We start from the raw sequence: 17,199 nt of genomic DNA, 5'->3' as shown, positions 1-17,199 counted from the left end.
GCATGAACCCTTCCGCTTCCCTTGCGCATGGTGCCGAGTCCTCGCCGCTGGGCAAGCCCGCCGACTACTGCGACACCTATTCTCCCGATCTCCTGTTCCCGATCGCGCGCCAGATCAAGCGCGACGAGATCGGCATCGTCGCCGGCAAGCTGCCCTTCGTCGGCGAGGACCTGTGGAACGCCTACGAGCTGTCGTGGCTCAACCCGCGCGGCAAGCCCGTCGTCGCGCTCGCGACCTTCCGCGTGCCGGCCGATTCGCCGCGCTTGATCGAGTCGAAGTCGCTCAAGCTCTACCTCAACTCCTGCAACCAGACGCGCTTCGACAGCATCGACGCAGTCAAGGCGACCTTCGCGCACGATCTCTCCGCGGCTGCGGGCGCCGTCGTCGCCGTCGAGATCCAGCCGCTGGGCGCCTGCCCGGTGCGCGTGATCGCGCCGCCGCCCGGCGAGTCGCTCGACGAGCTCGACATCGACATCGATACCTACCAGCCGTGCCCGGATTTCCTGTCCTCCGCGCGCGACGGCAGCGAGGTCAGCGAAACCCTGTACTCGCATCTGCTCAAGTCCAACTGCCTCGTCACCGGTCAGCCGGACTGGGGCTGCGTCGTCGTGCGCTATACCGGGCCGGCGATCGACCGCGCCGGCCTGTTGCGTTACATCGTCTCGTTCCGCAAGCACAACGAGTTCCACGAGCAATGCGTCGAGCGCGTCTTCTGCGACATCCTGCAGCGTTGCAGCCCGCGGCAACTCGCGGTCTGGGCGCGCTACACGCGCCGCGGCGGGCTCGACATCAACCCCTTCCGCTCGACCGGCTCCTTCCTGCCGCCGGACAACGACGCCGAGGTCCGCCAGTAGCCTCTTGCTCGCGGGGATTTCGGCTGCGCCATGCTCCTGCATCACGGGAGTGCGCTAGCATTGAGGTTTTTTACCCAAGGGAGAGGGGGATGTCGGTGGAGCCTAAGAATGGACCGAGGGACGCACGCGTGCGGCAAATCGCACTGATCGGTGCTGCGGTCATCATGGCCTGCGTAGCGGCTCCGGCACTGGCCGAGCGACCGATGGCCGTGGACGATGCGGTTACGGGCGAGAAGGGCAGCGCAGAGCTCGAATTCGGTTGGGTGCGCGATCACAAGGAGCGGGGTGGGGAGGCTTCGATCGCCTATATCCCGCTCGAGAACCTGAAGGTCGAGCTGGGTTATTCGCGCGTGCGCGATCATGATCCCGATCCGTCGCTGTGGGCGCACGGCCTCGGCGTCGCGCTCAAATGGGTGCCGCTGCAGGCCGAGACGGGCCTGTCGGCCGGCCTCAGATACGACTACGAAAGGGCGCGCGTCGACCTTCGCGGCGAGCCGGACGAAGTCGCCCGGGCAAACGCCATCACCGCTTTGCTGAGCTGGGGCTTCGCGTCGGGTCAGCACGTGCACCTCAACCTCGGTCGCGAATGGGTGCGCATCAGCGGCGCGAACGAGGTCGCGAACACCTGGGGCGTCGGCTTCGAGCAGCCGCTCGGTGATCGGCTCACATTCGGTGCCGAAGTGTTCGGGGCGGAGGATGGTCGGCCGGATCGCCAGATCGGCCTGCGCTACGAAGTGGTCGACGGCTTCACCGTGTCCGCTGCGGTCGGGCGGGGCAGCGACCGCACTATCGCCAATGTCGGTTGCGCGTGGGAGTTCTGAGGCGCGCGCATTCGTGTCAACGCTCCTTCGGGGAGGGGCGTTAAATGCATGGGTCGGACGATCCGGCGAGGCAACCCGGGACGCCAAAGTGCAAGAGGCGTTTTCCGGGTAGTCAAGGCGGGGATGCTTGGTTTAATATCCGGCCGGTTTCACACCACCATCTAAAGGAAAAGAGCATGAAAGTTTTCGTTGCTGCCGCGGTTGCCGCGGGCCTTCTCTCCGCCGCTCCGGCTTTCGCTTCCGCTGACCTCGCCAAGGCCAAGAACTGCCTCGCCTGTCACGCCGTAGACAAGAAGCTGGTCGGCCCGGCCTACCAGGAAGTCGCCAAGAAGTACGCCGGCGACGCTGGCGCCGTTGCCAAGCTGGCCGAGAAGATCCAGAAGGGTGGTTCGGGTGTCTGGGGCACGATGCCGATGCCGGCCAACCCGCAGGTCAACGCCGAAGAAGCCAAGACCCTGGCTACCTGGGTGCTGTCGCAGAAGTAATCGGCTTCGGTCGGTGCAAAAAAAGCCAGCCCGCGGGCTGGCTTTCTGTTGCCCGGTTGTCGGCCGGTCAGGACTGCAGGCTGTCGGCGAAGCCCAGCGCGCCGACGATCGCGCGGTTGATCTGCTCGGGCGCGAGCTGCAGCTCGGTCGCCTGCTTCTGTAGTTCGGTCGCGTCGAAAGACTCGCACAGGCTGGCGAGCTTGAGAAAGGGGGCGTACGGGCCCTGCTCGAACAGCAGCGCGTCGGTGATAGCCGAGGGCAGGTGCATCTCCTCGAGCACGCTCTGCATCGATGTGCCCAGCAGTGTGTTCAGCAGCGAGAACGCGCCGGTGATGAACAGGTTGTCGAGCTCCGACTTGTCGAAGAACGATGCACCGATCTGCTCCATGAAGCGTCCGCGTGCGATCGAGGTCTGCATCATCGCCGGCGCGCCGGGGTCGCGGCTCGCGCTGACCAGCAGCAGCGACAACCACTTGTTCAGGTTGGCGTAGCCGAGGATGGTCACCGCGTGGCGGAAGGACTGGATCTCGCAGCTCAGGCCGAAACCCGCCGAGTTGATGTAGCGCAGCAGCTTGTACGACACCGCGACGTCCTGGCGCAGCACCGCCTCGATCTCCTTGATGTCGGCATTGTTGCGCACGAGGTTGAGGAGCCGCACGATCTGCGCGTGTGCCGGCGACAGCTCTTTTGCCGCCGGATTGCCATACAGGAAGAACCAGCCCGAGGCACCGTCGAACCCCGCCTGTACGGATTCCTGGAAGGCATTGACGTTGGGCAGGCCCCAAGCGAGGGTAATGCCGGGCGAGCCGGCCGGTGTGGTGTGCCGGCGGTGGTCCATCAGCACAAAGCGCCAGTCGGCGTCGGGCGGCAGGGCCGTTCCCGGGGCGAACCAGCTCAGGCACATGCTGACTCCCGCGTCGCGCAACTGCGGTAGCAGTGCCTGCGTCTGCGGGTGCGCGAGCGCCTGCGACGGAATTTCCACCATCGCGTTGGGAGGCGCCTGCCAGTTCATCAGCTCGGGCGTCGGAACGAGCCGTCCCAGGCAGACGAACACCGTGTGATGCGTGGGCCAGATGTCGGCGAGGCCATTCAGCGTCTCGACCACCGCACCGATGTTCGGTGCGTGGGCGATGAGCCGGTTGGCCGTGATCGCGCGATTCCGGTTGACGACGGGTTCGCGGGTGAGGATCGTGGTCTGGGTCATAACTTCAGCGTGCGTCGGTGGCGAAGGTGAAGGCGTCCGCGAAGAACGCCTCCTGCGGCAGCGCACACTGTGCGGTGAATGCGCTGCGCGCAGCGTCGATCATGGCCGGTGATCCGCAGGCATAGACTTCGTGCGCAGAAAGGTTCGGCAGGTCCTCGACGACGGCACGATGCACGAGGCCGGTCCGGCCGTGCCAGTCGTCTTGTGGCCCGGCTTCGGACAATACCGGAATGTAGCGGAAGCCGGGAAGGGTGTTCTCCCACGAGCGCGCGAGTTCGCCCATATAAAGGCCCGCGCGGTTGCGCGAACCCCAGTAGAGGGTCATCGGCCGCGTGATGCCGGCATGGATCGCGTGCTCGACGATGCTCTTGATCGGCGCGAAGCCGGTGCCGCCCGCGAGCAGCACGATCGGCGCCTGCGACTCCTCGCGCAGCCCGAAGCTGCCGAGTGGCCCCTCGAAACGCAGGATGTCCCGTTCCTTCATGCCGTTGAACACGTGTTCGGTGAATTCGCCGCCGGGCACGAGGCGTACGTGCAGCTCCATGACGTCCTCGCGGTGGGTGCCGTTCGCGATCGAGAAGCTGCGGCGGCGGCCGTCGGCGAGCAGGAAGTCGGCGTACTGGCCGGCCCGGAAGCGGAAGGGCTCGCTCGCGGGGAGTTTCAGTTCGATCACCATCACGTCGGGCGCGACGCGGGTCAGGCGCTGCACGCGGCACGGGAGCTTCTTGATCGGGATGTCGCCGGCGCGGCTCACGTTGCGTGCCTCGAGGACCAGGTCCGAATGTGCATGCGCGCTGCAGAAGAGTGTCATGCCGGCCGCACGGTCCGCATCGCTGAGCGCGGTGGCCGAGCCGGCGAGGGTGACCTCGCCCTGGATGATCTTGCCCTTGCAGGCGCCGCAGGCGCCGTCGCGGCAACCGTAGGGCAGCACGAGGCCCGCCGCGAGGGCTGCCTCGAGGATGGTCTGGTCGGCATCGGCAGGGAACTGTTGGCCGCCGGGCTCGAGTGAAATCTGGAACGACATCGGGCGTGAGATAATCCGTCGATGAAAAGAATATTGATCGTCGGCAGCGGCGACGTGGCCCGGCGCGCGATTCCGTGGCTGGTGCGGCGCTTCAGGGTGTTCGCCCTGGTGCGCAACACAGACGGGCTCGCCGGACTGCGGGCGCTCGGTGCAACGCCGGTGTTCGCCGACCTCGACGACCGGCGCAGCCTGCGGCGCCTGGCCGGGATCGCGGATGCGGTCATGCATTTCGCGCCTCCCCCCGACCGCGGCACGCGGGATACGCGTACGGCAAGACTGCTGGCAGCACTCGCGTGCGCGACGAGTCTACCACAGCGCCTCGTCTATATAAGTACGACGGGCGTGTATGGCGATTGCGGTGGACGGCACATCGACGAGACCTATCCATGCCGGCCGCAGACTGCGCGGGCGCAGCGGCGCGTCGATGCCGAGGATCGCTTGCGGCGCTTCGGGGCGCGCAACGGGGTGCGCGTGTGCGTGCTGCGTGCGCCGGGCATCTATGCGGGCGACCGTCTGCCGGTGGCGCGGCTGGAGCGCGGCGAACCGGTGCTGCGGGCGGATGAGGATGTCCACACCAATCACATCCACGCCGAGGATCTCGCGCGCCTCGCGTGCCTCGCGCTTTTTCGTGCCGGCGCGGGACGCGTCTACAATGCCGTCGATGATACGGGCATGAAGATGGGCGACTATTTCGATTTCGCCGCCGACTGCTTCGGCCTGCCGCGGCCGCAGCGCCTGTCGCGCGCGGAACTAGCGACCCGGATTTCGCCGATGGCCCTGTCCTTCATGAGCGAGTCGCGGCAGCTGGACAATCGCCGCATCCGGCGGGAGCTGCGGGCGCGGCTGCTGTACCCGACCGTGCGCGAAGGCTTCGCCGCGGCGCTCAACCGCAAACAATCAAGCTAGGAGTATTCGATGCTGGTAGTGAAAGCCCTGCACATTTCCTTCGTCGTGGCCTGGTTCGCCGGCCTGTTCTACCTCCCGCGCCTGTTCGTGAACCATGCGATGGTGGATGATGCGGCGACGCGCGAGCGGCTGGCGCTGATGGAGCACAAGCTCTACCGCTTCATGACGCCGCTGGGAATCCTCGCCGTCGTGCTCGGCTTCTGGCTGTGGTTCGGCTACGGCGACATGATCGCCATCGGTGGCTGGCTGCATGTGAAGACCGCGCTCGTGAGCTTCCTGATCGTCTATCACCTCTACTGCGGCAGGCTCATGCGCGATTTCGCCGCCGGGCGCAACACCCGCAGCCACAAGTGGTACCGCGTGTTCAACGAGGTTCCGGTGCTGGTGATGTTCGCGGCCGTGTTCCTTGTCGTGCTGAAACCCTTCTGAGCGGCACCGCCCGCGCCGGGATCGTTTCCCGCGCGGGCTTCGAGCCATTTCCATTCCCGTCCGCCTTCAACTGACTTCGTCCCTCATGTCCGAATCCTTCTTTTCCCCCTGTCCGCGCGGTCTCGAGCCGATGCTCGCCGAGGAACTCACCGCGCTCGGCGCGCGGGACGTCGAGGCGACCCACGGCGGCGTCGGTTTCTCCGGCGACTGGCAGACCTGTTACCGCGCCAACCTCGAGAGCCGGATCGCCACCCGCGTGATGTGGCGCCTCGCGCAGGGGCGCTACCAGTCCGAGGAGGACATTTACCGGCTCGCCTATGGCGCGACCTGGGCTAAATGGTTCACCGTCGACGACACGATCCGCATCAACGTGACCGCGAAGCAATCGCCCTTGCGGAGTCTCGAGTTCGTCACGCTGAAGATCAAGGATGCTGTGTGCGACCACTTCCGCACCGTGACCGGCAAGCGCCCCAGCGTCGATACGGCGAACCCGGCGGTACGCATCCACGCCTTCCTGACGCGCGACCGCGTCACGCTCTATCTCGATACCTCGGGCGAGCCCTTGTACAAGCGCGGCTACAAGCCTGCAGCCGTCGAGGCGCCCCTGAAGGAGAACCTCGCCGCGGGCATCCTGCGCATCAGCGGCTGGCGGCCGGGCGAGGCGCTCATCGATCCGATGTGCGGCAGCGGCACCTTCCTGATCGAAGCGGCACAGATCGCGCTCGACATCGCGCCCGGTCTGGGGCGCAGCTTTGCCTTCGAGCGCTTCCGCCACTTCGACCGTGCCGCCTGGGCGGCCATCCGCAAGGCTGCGGAGGCGCGGCGCAAGTCGCCGCGCCCCTTGCGCATCTACGGCTCCGACGTGGTCGGCGAGCAGGTGCGGCGCTCGCGCGTGAACCTGCAGGCGGCGGGGCTCGCGGACTGCGTGACGCTCGATCGCGTGGACTTCCTCGCGCGGGAGGTGCCGGCGCCGGAAGGGGTGATGGTGACCAACCCGCCCTACGGCGTGCGCATCGGCGAGGCGGAAGAACTGGCGGCGCTGTATCCGCAGTTCGGCGACGCCCTGAAAAAGCGCTGGAGCGGCTGGCGGTGCTACTTCCTGTCGGCGGATCCGGCGCTGCCGAAGCTGATCGGACTGAAGGCGAGCAAGCGCACGCCGCTCTTCAACGGCGCGCTCGAGTGCCGCGTGTTCGAATATAAGGTGATCGCGGGCAGCAACCGGCGCAAACCGGCGGAAGAGGGCTGAAGCCGCCAGATCGTAGTGCGGGATTCCATCCCGCCCTACGATCTGCTGCGTGTGCGGGGCTGGAAAACGCAGCGCATTGGCGTCAAACGATGTCGAGGTGCTGGATTCCTGACACGAGGTCCTTCTCGCCAAGCTTGCTGTTGAGCTTGATCTGCAGGCGCAGGTCGTTCACCGAGTCGGCGTTGCGCAGGGCGTCCTCGTAGGTGATCCTCTCGTCCTCGTAGAGGTCGAAGAGTGCCTGGTCGAAGGTCTGCATCCCGAGTTCGCGCGAGCGCTTCATCACTTCCTTGATGCCCGGCACCTCGCCCTTGAAGATCAGGTCGGAGATCAGCGGCGAGTTGAGCAGCACCTCGACGGCCGGCACTCGCCCTTTCTCGCCCTTCTTGGGGAGCAGGCGCTGCGAGATCAGCGCCCGCAGGTTGAGTGAAAGGTCCATCAGCAGCTGCTGGCGGCGGTCTTCCGGGAAGAAGTTGATGATGCGGTCGAGCGCCTGGTTTGCGCTGTTCGCGTGCAGCGTGGCGAGGCACAGGTGGCCGGTCTCGGCGAACGCGATCGCGTAGTCCATGGTTTCGCGGTCGCGGATTTCGCCCATCAGGATCACGTCCGGGGCTTGGCGCAGGGTGTTCTTCAGTGCCGCTTCCCAGTTGTCGGTGTCGATGCCGATCTCGCGCTGCGTAACGATGCAATTCTTGTGCAGGTGCACGTATTCGATCGGGTCCTCGACCGTGATGATGTGGCCGTAGGAGTGTTCGTTGCGGAAGTCCACCATCGCCGCGAGCGAGGTCGTCTTGCCGGTGCCGGTGCCGCCGACGAAGATCACGAGGCCGCGCTTGGCCATCGCGACGTCGCGCAGCACCGTGGGCATGCCCAAGTCGTCGAAGGTCGGAATCTTCTGCGCGATCGTGCGCAGCACGAGGCCGACCTTGCCCTGCTGGATGAAGGCGTTGGCACGGAAGCGGCCGATGCCCGCCGGCGAGATCGCGAAGTTGCATTCCTTGGTGGACTCGAATTCGGCCGCCTGACGGTCGTTCATGACCGCGCGCGCGAGTTCGGCGGTGTGCTGCTGCGTGAGCGACTGGTTCGATTGCGGGATGACGCGTCCGTCGATCTTGATCGCGGGCGGGAAGCCCCCGGTGATGAAGAGGTCGGAGCCGTTCTTCTGCACCATCAGCCTGAGCAGGTCGTGCATGAACTTGAGGGCCTGATCGCGTTCCATGTGTTGCGCTCCAGCGGAGTTTCGGGGTGCTGCAAATTTGAATTATGTTCCTCGCGCGTGCCCGCGTGAACGGCGCTGCGAGCGGGATGCGCCGGCGGGCGTGACGTAGTGGCCGTTCCGTGGCGCGGCGGTCAGCCGAAGTTGTCCTTGTTCTGCGCCTTGAGCTTGGCTTCCGCGGGCGAGATGATGTTGCGGCGTACGAGATCGAGCAGGCACTGGTCCAGCGTCTGCATGCCGACGTTCTGGCCGGTCTGGATCGACGAGTACATCTGCGCGATCTTGTTCTCGCGGATCAGGTTGCGGATGGCGGGGGTGCCGATCATGATTTCGTGCGCGGCGACGCGGCCCTGGCCGTCCTTGGTCTTCAGCAGGGTCTGCGAGATCACTGCGCGCAGCGATTCGGACAGCATCGATCGCACCATCTCCTTTTCGGCGGCCGGGAACACGTCGACGATACGGTCGATGGTCTTGGCAGCTGAGGAAGTGTGCAGGGTTCCGAATACGAGGTGGCCGGTCTCGGCGCCGGTCAGCGCGAGGCGGATGGTTTCGAGGTCGCGCAATTCGCCGACGAGGATCACGTCCGGGTCTTCGCGCAGCGCCGAACGCAGCGCGTTGTTGAACGACAGCGTGTCGCGCGCGACCTCGCGCTGGTTGATCAGGCAGCGCTTCGACTCATGCACGAATTCGATCGGGTCCTCGATCGTGAGGATGTGGCCGTATTCGTTGTCGTTGACGTGGTCGACCATCGCCGCGAGGGTCGTCGACTTGCCCGAGCCCGTCGGGCCGGTGACGAGCACGATGCCGCGCGGCTGGTTGGAGATGTCCTTGAAGATCTTCGGGCAGTTGAGCTCTTCGAGGCTCAGCACCTTCGACGGAATGGTCCGGAACACGGCGGCCGCGCCGCGGTTCTGGTTGAAGGCGTTGACGCGGAAGCGCGCGAGGTTGGGCACCGCGAACGAGAAGTCGCATTCCAGTATTTCTTCGTACTGTTTGCGCTGCTGGTCGTTCATGATGTCATACACCATGGAGTGCACGTCCTTGTGCTCCATCGGCGGCAAGTTGATGCGCCGCACGTCGCCATGCACGCGGATCATGGGCGGCAGGCCGGACGAGAGATGGAGGTCGGAGGCCTTGTTCTTGACCGCAAAGGCCAGCAGTTCGGTGATGTCCATGGATTCTTCGACGGTGTTCGGAAAGGAGCGTGCGGAAAGGCCGGCCGGTGCGCGGTGCTATACTCGCCCGGGCCCGATTTTCGAGACCAGTGCCGCCGCTATATGACAACAATCGCCGCCAACTTGCAAGCCGTGCGCGAGCGCGTCGCCAGTGCTGCGATCGACGCAGGGCGCAGGCCCGAGGAGGTCATCCTGCTGGCCGTCAGCAAGACCTGGCCGGCATATCGCGTGGCCGAGGCGGCCGATGCCGGGCAGCGGCTGTTCGGGGAGAACTACGTCCAGGAAGGCGTCGCGAAGATCGCCGAGCTGAAGGGGCGCGAACTGGAATGGCATTTCATCGGTCCGCTCCAGAGCAACAAGACGCGGCCCGTCGCGGCCCACTTCGACTGGGTGCATTCGGTCGATCGCCTGAAGCTTGCCGAGCGCCTGTCGGAGCAGCGGGACGCGGAATTGCCGCCGCTCAATCTGTGCATCCAGGTGAACGTGAGCGGCGAGGCGAGCAAGAGTGGGGTTGCGCCGGAAGAGGTGCCCGGGCTGGCGCGGCAGGTGGCAGCCCTGCCGCGGTTGTGCCTGCGGGGACTGATGGCGATTCCGGAGCCGGATGGGGACGAGGGGCTGCTGCGCAGCCGCTTTGCGACCCTGCGCCGGCTGCGCGACGAACTCAACGCCGCCGACTTCGCGCTCGACACGTTGTCGATGGGGATGTCGCACGACCTCGAACTGGCTGTCGCCGAAGGGGCGACCATGGTGCGGGTGGGTACCGCGATTTTCGGAACGCGCAAGCTGCGTGAGGAACAGACATGACGGAACGGATCAGGATCAGTTTCCTGGGGGGCGGCAACATGGCGTCGGCGTTGATCGGCGGCATGCTGGAGCGCGGGTTCGCCGCGGGCGACATCCAGGTCGTGGAGCTGCAGGAAGACGGGCGCAAGCATCTGGCGGAGCGCTTCGGCGTGCGTGCAGTGGGCGCGGTCGATGACGCGCTGCTGGACTGCGACGTGCTGGTGCTGGCGGTGAAGCCGCAGCAGATGAAGGCGGCGCTTGCGCCGCTGGCGGGCCGGCTGGCGCGCCAGGTGGTCGTGAGCATCGCGGCGGGCCTGCGCCTCGCCGACATCGGACGCTGGCTGGGTGGCTATGCCGGGCTCGTGCGCGTGATGCCGAACACGCCGGCGCTGATCGGGGCGGGCGTGTCGGGCCTGTATGCGGATCCGTCGGTGGACGCCGCCGGACGTGCCGCGGCCGAGCGCGTGCTCGCTGCGGTCGGTAGCACGGTGTGGATCGCCGACGAGGCGCAGATGGATGCGGTCACGGCGGTGTCGGGCAGCGGCCCGGCTTACGTCTTCCACTTCATCGAGGCGCTGGAGGCGGCCGGCGCGTCGCTAGGCTTCGACGCGGCGACCGCGCGCAAGCTCGCGATCGACACGGTGCTTGGCGCAGCGAAGCTCGCGGCCGGTTCGGACGAGGCGCCGGGCGTGCTGCGCGAGCGGGTGACGTCGAAGGGCGGCACGACCGAGGCGGCGCTCGCGAGCATGAAGGCGTCGGGCTTCTTCGATGCGATGGTGACTGCGGTGAAGGCCGCCGAGGTGCGCGGGCGCGAACTCGGCGAGCAGCTGGGGAAGGACTGAGCGCTATGCTGGGCAACGTACTGCTCCTGATCCTCGACACGGCCTTCGGTTTTATCACGCTGATGCTGCTGGCGCGCTTTTTCATGCAGTGGCAACGCGTATCCTTCCGCAATCAGGTGGGCGCTTTCGTCGTCGCCACCACCGACTGGATCGTGCGCCCGCTGCGCCGCGTGATTCCGGGCGTGTTGGGGCTGGACTTCGCCAGCCTGCTGCCGGCGTGGGTGTTCCAGACGCTGTTCGTGTTCATCGAGCTGCAGCTGCGCGGGGCATCGCTGGGCGGCAGTCCCGGTGGCCTGATTCTCGGTCTGTGGGGGCTGGGCCTGCTGGAAGTCGCCCGTATGGCGATCTATCTGGTGTTCGGCGTCGTGCTGATGTCGGCGATCCTGTCGTGGGTGAGTCCGCACGCGCCGGCCGCGCCGATCTTCCATAACCTCTCGGCCCCTTTCCTGCGCCCGTTCCGGCGCATCCTCCCTCCGATCGCGAACGTCGACCTGTCACCGCTGGTCCTGCTGCTGGTGTTGCAGGTCGTGCTGATGGTGCTGGGCAGCCTGCGCGGCAGCTTCGCTTCGCTGCTGGTGGGATGACGGCAGCTGTGTGGCTGCGCGAGGCGGCTGACCGCAGCCTCGTGCTGACGCTGCACATCCAGCCGGGTGCGAAGAAGACCGAATTCGTCGGCCTGCACGGAGAGGCGATGAAGGTCCGGCTCGCCGCGCCGCCGGTGGATGGCAAGGCCAACGCGGCGCTGTGCGCCTTTCTCGCGGATTTTTGCGATGTTCCGAAAGCAGCGGTGACGCTGCTCAGCGGCGATACTTCGCGCGCCAAGCGGGTGCGGATAGACGGCGCGAGCGCCGGGGCGCTCGCGCGGCTGCGGGCGCTCGGCTGACGCCGGCGGCCCGCGGGGCCGTTCTCAGGCCAGTTCGTGCATGACCTGGCCTTCGACCAGGGTGTAGTGCACGCGGCCCGGCAGCTCCATGCCCAGGAAGGGCGTGTTCTTGCCCTGGCTGCGCAGCTGCTCGCGGCTCACGGTGACATGCGCGGCAGGGTCGAACAGGCACAAGTCGGCGCGCGCGCCCGGCGTCAGATGGCCGGCCTTGGTGATGCCGACGATGCGCGCGGCGTCCGAGGTCACGCGTGCGAGCGCCTTCACCAGCGGCAGGCCCGTTTCCTGCGCCCACTTGAGCGTAAGTGGCAGCAGCAGTTCGAGACCGGTCGCGCCCGGTTCCGATTCGCTGAAGGGGGTGAGCTTGCCGTCGTCGTCCACTGGGGTGTGGTCCGAACACAGCGCGTCGATGCGGCCGTCGGCGAGCCCCTGGCGCAGCGCGTCGCGGTCGCGCTGGCTGCGCAGCGGCGGCACGAGGTGGCAGTTGCTGTTGAAGTAGCCGATGTCCATGTCGGACAGGTGCAGGTGGTTGATCGAGACGTCGCAGCTGATGTCCATGCCTTCGGCGCGCGCCTGCTCGACGAGCGCGAGGCCCGCGGCGCTGGAAAGTCGCGTGACATGCAGGCGCGCGCCGGTGGCGCGGGCGAGCTGGATGTAGGTGTACAGAGCGATGGTCTCGGTCGCGACGGGAATGCCCGGTAGGCCCAGTCGCGTAGCGACTTCGCCGTCGTGCGCGACACCGGTGCGCGCCAGGAAGGGTGCGAGCGGCTGCAGCCACACGCGGAAGTCGAAGGTCGCAGCATACTGCAGCGCGCGCATCAGCACGTTGTTGTCGATGATGGGCACATTGGCCTGGCTGAAGGCGACGCAGCCGGCCTCCACCAGTTCTGCCATTTCGGACAGGCGTTCGCCCTTGAGCCCGATGGTGAGCGCGCCGACCGGGTAGACGTGGGCGCGGTTGAGCCGCTTCGCGCGGTAGCACAGCATCTCGACCAAGCCCGGCTCATCCAGTGCGGGGTCGGTGTCGGGCGGGATCGCGAGGCTGGTGACGCCGCCGGCCATCGCCGCGTCCATTTCGGATTCGAGCGTGGCGCGGTATTCGAAGCCGGGTTCGCGCAGGCGTGCGGCCAGATCGATGAGACCCGGCGCGACGACGAGATTGGCGGCGTCGATCGTGCGCTCGGCGGCGAAGCCGTCCGGTGCCTGGCCGCTTGCGACGATCTTGCCGTCGGCGAGATACAGGTCGCGCTTGTCGTCGAGGCCGTTCGCGGGGTCGATGAGGCGGCCGTTGGTGATGCGGATCTTCATTACTTGTTGCTCCCTTGCTGGCCGGCCAGCATGCTCATGACGGCCATCCGGACCGCGATGCCGAAGGTCACCTGGGGCAGGATCACGGCCTGCGCGCCGTCGGCGACGGAGGAGTCGATTTCGACGCCGCGGTTCATCGGCCCCGGGTGCATGACGATGGCGTCGGGCTTGGCCAGCGCCAGCTTCTCGGCGGTGAGGCCCCACACCTTGTAGTACTCCTGCGGGGTCGGCAGCAGCGCGCCGTTCATGCGCTCGTTCTGCAGGCGCAGCATCATCACGACGTCGACGCCCTTGAGGCCTTCGCGGATGTCATGGAAGACGCGCACGCCCATGCGCTCGACCTCGGTCGGCAGCAGCGTCTTGGGGCCGATCACGCGCACTTCGGGCACGCCCAGCGTCGTGAGGGCGCTGATCTGCGAGCGCGCAACGCGCGAGTGCAGCACGTCGCCGACGATCGCGACGGTGAGGTTGCTGAAGTCGCGCTTGTAGTGCCGGATGGTGTACATGTCCAGCAGGCCCTGCGTCGGGTGCGCGTGGCGGCCGTCGCCGGCATTGACGACGTGGATGTGGTCGCGCCCGGTCGCCAGCAGGTGCTGCGCGATCAGGAAGGGCGCGCCGCTCGCGGCGTGGCGCACGACGAACATGTCGGCCTGCATCGCGCACAGGTTGTCGACGGTGTCGAGCAGGCTCTCGCCCTTGGCCGTCGAGCTGGTCGACACGTTGAGGTTCACGACGTCGGCCGACAGGCGCTTGGCGGCGATCTCGAAGGTGGTGCGCGTGCGCGTCGAGTTCTCGAAGAACAGGTTGAAGATGCTCTTGCCGCGCAGCAGCGGCAGTTTCTTCACTTCGCGCTCGGCGACCTCGGTGAAGGGGGCGGCGGTGTCGAGGATCGCGGTGATGACGTCGCGTGGCAGGCCGTCGATCGTCAGCAGGTGCTGCAGTTCGCCGTGTTGGTTGAGCTGGGGGTTACGCATCGATCAGCCTCAGGGTGAGCGCGCCGGCAGCGTCGGTTTCAAGCTGCAGGTTCTGGCTTGCGGGCAAGGGTTGGGGCAGGGTGAGGGCGCAGTAGCGCGCGGCGATCGGTAGTTCGCGGCCGCCGCGGTCGATCAGCACCGCGAGGTCGACGCGCGCGGGGCGGCCGAAGTCGAACAGCTCGTTGATTGCGGCGCGCGTCGTGCGGCCGGTGTAGAGCACGTCGTCCACGATGATGACGTGGGCGCCTTCGACATCGAACGGGATGTCGGTGCGCTTGGGCTGAGGGTGCAGGCCCTTGGAGCCGAAGTCGTCGCGGTAGAAGGACACGTCGATCGAGCCCGGCGGCTGCTTCAGGCCCAGGGCCTGGTGCAGGCGTTCGGCCAGCCAGACGCCGCCCGTGTGGATGCCGACCAGTGCGGTGTCGGGCGTCACGTGCGGCCGCATCTGCTCGACCAGGGTCTGGAAGAGCGCTTCGGCATCAAGCTTTTGCATGTTGGAGGGTGTCCAGGAAGTGTTGCAGGATGATCTGGGCGGCGACGGCGTCGAGCATCGGCTTGCGTGCGCGCCAGCTGCGCTGCCCCGCTTCCTCCAACGCGGCTTCGGCCGCGGCGGAGGACAGGCGTTCGTCGCTTTCCATGACGGGAAGGCCGTAGCGGCCGCGCAGCTGGTTCGCGAAGCGGCGGCAGCGTGCGGTCATCTCGTGCGGGGTGCTGTCGAGGTGCGTGGGAATGCCGACGACGAGGGCGGCCGGGCGCCACTCCGCGATGAGCGTTTCGATCGCGGCGAAACGCGGGGCGTTGGCCTCGCCGCTGATTGTCATGAGGGCACTGGCCTGACCGGTTTCGAGTTCGCCGATGGCGACGCCGAGGCGTACGAGGCCGAAGTCGAAGCCGAGCAGGGTGCCGCGTGCGGGGAGGTCCGGGGCTGGCCGGGGTTCGGGCGCGGCCGCCTCAGGCATGCCCGGCCGTCTCGCTGAGGTTCGTGAAGTCGATGCCGAGCTTCTGCATGGCGGCGGCGAGGCGCTCTTCGGGCGGCAGGCCGAAGACGATGGAGAGATCGGCGCGCACGGTGAGCCACGCGTTGTCGGCGATCTCCTGCTCGAGCTGGCCGGCAGTCCAGCCGGCGTAGCCCAGCGTCACGAGCACGTCGGACGGCTGGCCGGTGCTGCCGATCGCCTGCAGGATGTCGCGCGAACTCGTCAGGCCGGCTTCGTCGTTCACGTTCAGGGTCGAGTGCCATTCGCCTGCCGGCCGATGCAGCACGAACCCGCGATCGGTCTGCACCGGACCGCCGAAATACACCGGCTGTTCGGCGAACCCTGCGGCGTCGAGCGGCAGTTCGACGCGCTCGAAGAGGGTACCGAGCGTCATGTCGATCGGGCGGTTGACGATGATCCCGAGCGCGCCCTGGTCGTTGTGCTCGGCGATGTAGGTCAGCGTACGCGAGAAATTCGGATCGGCCATGCTGGGCATGGCGATCAGAAAATGATGCGTGAGGTTCGACATGATTTCGCTCATGGCTGCATTTTAGCCTCTCGCGCGGGGCATTGAGCAGGAACCTGCGCGGCATGATTGCGTCACAATGCGACTTTCCGCTTTCGCTGACTTCCCCCGATGCGTTCCGCCCTCGTCTGGTTCCGCCGCGACCTGCGCAGTCACGATCACGCCGCGCTGTATCACGCGCTGAGCCGCTTCGACCAAGGGCATTGCGCGTTCGTCTTCGACACGGAGATCCTCGACGCCTTGCCGGGCCGCAGCGACCGGCGCGTCGAGTTCATCTGGCGCAGCCTGCAGGAGCTGGATATCGAGCTCGACGCGCTGTCGCGCCGGGCGGGCGGCGGCGGGGCGGGCATCGTCGTGCGGCACGGGCGCTCCGACGAATTGATCCCGGCCCTGGCGGCGCAGCTGGGCGTGACGGCGGTGCTGACCAATCGCGACTACGAGCCTGCCGCGATCGCACGCGACCGGCGGGTGGCGGAGGGCCTCGCCGCGGAAGGGATCGGTTTCGAGGATTTCAAGGACCAGGTGATCTTCGAGCGCGACGAGATTCTCACGCAGGGCGGGCAACCGTACAGCGTGTTCACGCCCTACCGGAACGCGTGGCTGAAGAAGCTCGATGGCTTCTACGTGCAGGCGTATCCGGTCGAACGCTACGCCGCGCAGCTGGCGCCCAAGGCGGACGGGGAGCGCGTGCCGGGCCTCGATGAGCTTGGCTTCGTGGCGACGAACCTCGCCGAACTGCGCCTGCCGACCGGCATGTCCGGCGGCCGCGCCCTGTTCGGGGACTTCGCCGGGCGTATCGGGCGCTACCGCGAGGCGCGCGATTATCCGGCCGTGAAGGGCGTGTCCTATCTTTCCGCGCATCTGCGTTTCGGCACCGTGTCGATCCGCGAACTGGCGGCGTTCGCGTGGGCCGACGGTGGGGCCGGGGCGGAGAGTTGGCTCGGCGAGCTGGTGTGGCGCGACTTCTACCACATGATCCTGTGGCACCACCCGCGCGTCGTGACGGGGTGCTTTCGGCCCGAGTACGATCGTATCGCGTGGGACGCTGCGCCCGACCTGTTCGCGGCGTGGTGCGAGGGGCGCACGGGTTATCCGCTCGTCGACGCGGCGATGCGCCAGCTCGACACGACGGGCTACATGCACAACCGCCTGCGCATGATCGTCGCGTCCTTCCTGACCAAGGACTTGGGCATCGACTGGCGCCGCGGCGAGCGGCATTTCGCCGACCAACTGATCGATTACGATCTGGCGGCAAACAACGGCGGATGGCAGTGGGCGGCGTCGACGGGCTGCGATGCGCAGCCGTATTTCCGCATCTTCAATCCGGTGACGCAGTCGGCGCGCTTCGATCCGGAGGGGCGCTTCATCCGCCGCTACGTGCCGGAACTCGCACGCGTCCCGGACAAGTACATCCATGCGCCGTGGAAGATGGGCGCGGCAGACCAAGTGGCTGCGGGCGTGCGCCTCGGCCGGGATTATCCGGCGCCGGTCGTCGATCACGGGTTGGCGCGCGAGCGCACGCTCGCGCGCTTCGCCGTCGTGCGGAGCTGAT

General features: G+C 67.1%; 20 protein-coding genes. 11 read left to right on the top strand and 9 right to left on the bottom strand.

The annotated features are described in order from the left end of the window. Positions 1–2: 2 nt before the first annotated feature. The 3 genes from queF (at position 3) to AzCIB_RS19505 (ending at position 2,160) form a co-directional block, all read left to right on the top strand. Positions 3–854 (top strand): NADPH-dependent 7-cyano-7-deazaguanine reductase QueF, encoded by an 852-nt coding sequence (queF, locus tag AzCIB_RS19515; protein ID WP_050417423.1) that lies wholly within the window; start codon positions 3–5, stop codon positions 852–854. A gap of 128 nt (positions 855–982) precedes the next feature. Beyond that, the gene (locus AzCIB_RS19510; RefSeq protein ID WP_232299274.1) at positions 983–1,675 is read left to right on the top strand and encodes a PA4824 family protein; all 693 of its coding nucleotides are present in this window, start codon (positions 983–985) and stop codon (positions 1,673–1,675) included. Positions 1,676–1,851: 176 nt separating this feature from the next. Beyond that, positions 1,852–2,160: a c-type cytochrome gene (locus AzCIB_RS19505; RefSeq protein WP_050417422.1), complete on the top strand. Its 309-nt coding sequence runs from the start codon at positions 1,852–1,854 to the stop codon at positions 2,158–2,160. A gap of 67 nt (positions 2,161–2,227) precedes the next feature. Here AzCIB_RS19505 and AzCIB_RS19500 read toward each other — a convergent pair whose 3' ends face one another. After that, positions 2,228–3,364, bottom strand: coding sequence for an EAL and HDOD domain-containing protein (locus tag AzCIB_RS19500; protein WP_050417421.1), 1,137 nt, complete (start codon positions 3,362–3,364; stop codon positions 2,228–2,230). Positions 3,365–3,368: 4 nt separating this feature from the next. Beyond that, positions 3,369–4,388, bottom strand: coding sequence for a CDP-6-deoxy-delta-3,4-glucoseen reductase (locus AzCIB_RS19495; RefSeq protein ID WP_050417420.1), 1,020 nt, complete (start codon positions 4,386–4,388; stop codon positions 3,369–3,371). A gap of 21 nt (positions 4,389–4,409) precedes the next feature. On the opposite strand from AzCIB_RS19495, the gene AzCIB_RS19490 reads away from it, so the two are divergent. The 3 genes from AzCIB_RS19490 to AzCIB_RS19480 all read left to right on the top strand — a co-directional run bounded on the left by AzCIB_RS19490 (position 4,410) and on the right by AzCIB_RS19480 (position 6,969). Then, on the top strand, positions 4,410–5,294 hold the full coding sequence (locus AzCIB_RS19490) for an NAD-dependent epimerase/dehydratase family protein (RefSeq protein ID WP_050417419.1): 885 nt from the start codon (positions 4,410–4,412) through the stop codon (positions 5,292–5,294). Positions 5,295–5,303: 9 nt separating this feature from the next. Continuing rightward, complete coding sequence (locus AzCIB_RS19485; RefSeq protein ID WP_050417418.1) at positions 5,304–5,723, top strand: CopD family protein; 420 nt, start codon at positions 5,304–5,306, stop codon at positions 5,721–5,723. Between the two features lie 85 nt (positions 5,724–5,808). Beyond that, positions 5,809–6,969 (top strand): THUMP domain-containing class I SAM-dependent RNA methyltransferase, encoded by a 1,161-nt coding sequence (locus AzCIB_RS19480; RefSeq protein ID WP_050417417.1) that lies wholly within the window; start codon positions 5,809–5,811, stop codon positions 6,967–6,969. An 82-nt stretch (positions 6,970–7,051) separates the two neighbouring features. Here AzCIB_RS19480 and AzCIB_RS19475 read toward each other — a convergent pair whose 3' ends face one another. Together AzCIB_RS19475 and AzCIB_RS19470 are read right to left on the bottom strand one after the other, a co-directional pair. Then, entirely contained in the window at positions 7,052–8,185 is a 1,134-nt protein-coding gene (locus AzCIB_RS19475) for a PilT/PilU family type 4a pilus ATPase (RefSeq protein ID WP_050417416.1), read from the bottom strand. Positions 8,186–8,316: 131 nt separating this feature from the next. Further along, positions 8,317–9,357: a type IV pilus twitching motility protein PilT gene (locus tag AzCIB_RS19470; RefSeq protein ID WP_050417415.1), complete on the bottom strand. Its 1,041-nt coding sequence runs from the start codon at positions 9,355–9,357 to the stop codon at positions 8,317–8,319. Positions 9,358–9,459: 102 nt separating this feature from the next. On the opposite strand from AzCIB_RS19470, the gene AzCIB_RS19465 reads away from it, so the two are divergent. From AzCIB_RS19465 to AzCIB_RS19450, 4 genes are read left to right on the top strand one after another with little or no spacing between them, the layout of a single operon-like run. Next, complete coding sequence (locus AzCIB_RS19465) at positions 9,460–10,161, top strand: YggS family pyridoxal phosphate-dependent enzyme (RefSeq protein ID WP_050417414.1); 702 nt, start codon at positions 9,460–9,462, stop codon at positions 10,159–10,161. 8 nt (positions 10,162–10,169) lie between these two features. Continuing rightward, on the top strand, positions 10,170–10,982 hold the full coding sequence (gene proC / locus AzCIB_RS19460) for a pyrroline-5-carboxylate reductase (protein WP_050418467.1): 813 nt from the start codon (positions 10,170–10,172) through the stop codon (positions 10,980–10,982). 5 nt (positions 10,983–10,987) lie between these two features. Then, a complete protein-coding gene (locus AzCIB_RS19455) occupies positions 10,988–11,566 on the top strand; it encodes a YggT family protein (RefSeq protein WP_050417413.1) in 579 nt (192 codons plus the stop codon). Then, positions 11,563–11,865 (top strand): DUF167 domain-containing protein, encoded by a 303-nt coding sequence (locus AzCIB_RS19450; RefSeq protein ID WP_050417412.1) that lies wholly within the window; start codon positions 11,563–11,565, stop codon positions 11,863–11,865. The genes AzCIB_RS19455 and AzCIB_RS19450 overlap by 4 nt, the downstream gene beginning before the upstream one ends. Positions 11,866–11,889: 24 nt before the next feature. Here AzCIB_RS19450 and AzCIB_RS19445 read toward each other — a convergent pair whose 3' ends face one another. The 5 genes from AzCIB_RS19445 to AzCIB_RS19425 are packed head-to-tail and all read right to left on the bottom strand — an operon-like array spanning position 11,890 to position 15,662. Continuing rightward, positions 11,890–13,170: a dihydroorotase gene (locus tag AzCIB_RS19445; RefSeq protein ID WP_050417411.1), complete on the bottom strand. Its 1,281-nt coding sequence runs from the start codon at positions 13,168–13,170 to the stop codon at positions 11,890–11,892. Then, positions 13,170–14,144 carry an aspartate carbamoyltransferase catalytic subunit gene (locus tag AzCIB_RS19440; RefSeq protein ID WP_050417410.1) on the bottom strand — a complete coding sequence of 325 codons (975 nt, stop codon included), beginning with the start codon at positions 14,142–14,144 and terminating at the stop codon, positions 13,170–13,172. The genes AzCIB_RS19445 and AzCIB_RS19440 overlap by 1 nt, the downstream gene beginning before the upstream one ends. Next, the gene (pyrR, locus tag AzCIB_RS19435; RefSeq protein ID WP_050417409.1) at positions 14,137–14,637 is read right to left on the bottom strand and encodes a bifunctional pyr operon transcriptional regulator/uracil phosphoribosyltransferase PyrR; all 501 of its coding nucleotides are present in this window, start codon (positions 14,635–14,637) and stop codon (positions 14,137–14,139) included. The genes AzCIB_RS19440 and pyrR overlap by 8 nt, the downstream gene beginning before the upstream one ends. Continuing rightward, on the bottom strand, positions 14,624–15,103 hold the full coding sequence (gene ruvX / locus AzCIB_RS19430; protein ID WP_050417408.1) for a Holliday junction resolvase RuvX: 480 nt from the start codon (positions 15,101–15,103) through the stop codon (positions 14,624–14,626). The genes pyrR and ruvX overlap by 14 nt, the downstream gene beginning before the upstream one ends. Next, positions 15,096–15,662, bottom strand: a complete 567-nt coding sequence (locus tag AzCIB_RS19425) for a YqgE/AlgH family protein (protein WP_050417407.1) — start codon at positions 15,660–15,662, stop codon at positions 15,096–15,098. The genes ruvX and AzCIB_RS19425 overlap by 8 nt, the downstream gene beginning before the upstream one ends. A gap of 96 nt (positions 15,663–15,758) precedes the next feature. Between AzCIB_RS19425 and AzCIB_RS19420 the strand changes: the two genes are divergently transcribed. Continuing rightward, positions 15,759–17,198, top strand: a complete 1,440-nt coding sequence (locus AzCIB_RS19420) for a cryptochrome/photolyase family protein (protein WP_050417406.1) — start codon at positions 15,759–15,761, stop codon at positions 17,196–17,198. The last annotated feature ends 1 nt before the right edge of the window (position 17,199 follow it).

The sequence above is a fragment of the Azoarcus sp. CIB genome, assembly GCF_001190925.1.
Classification (GTDB): Bacteria; Pseudomonadota; Gammaproteobacteria; order Burkholderiales; family Rhodocyclaceae; genus Aromatoleum.
The sequence above is the reverse complement of the archived record's forward strand: the minus strand, read 5'-3'. Positions and strand labels throughout refer to the sequence as shown.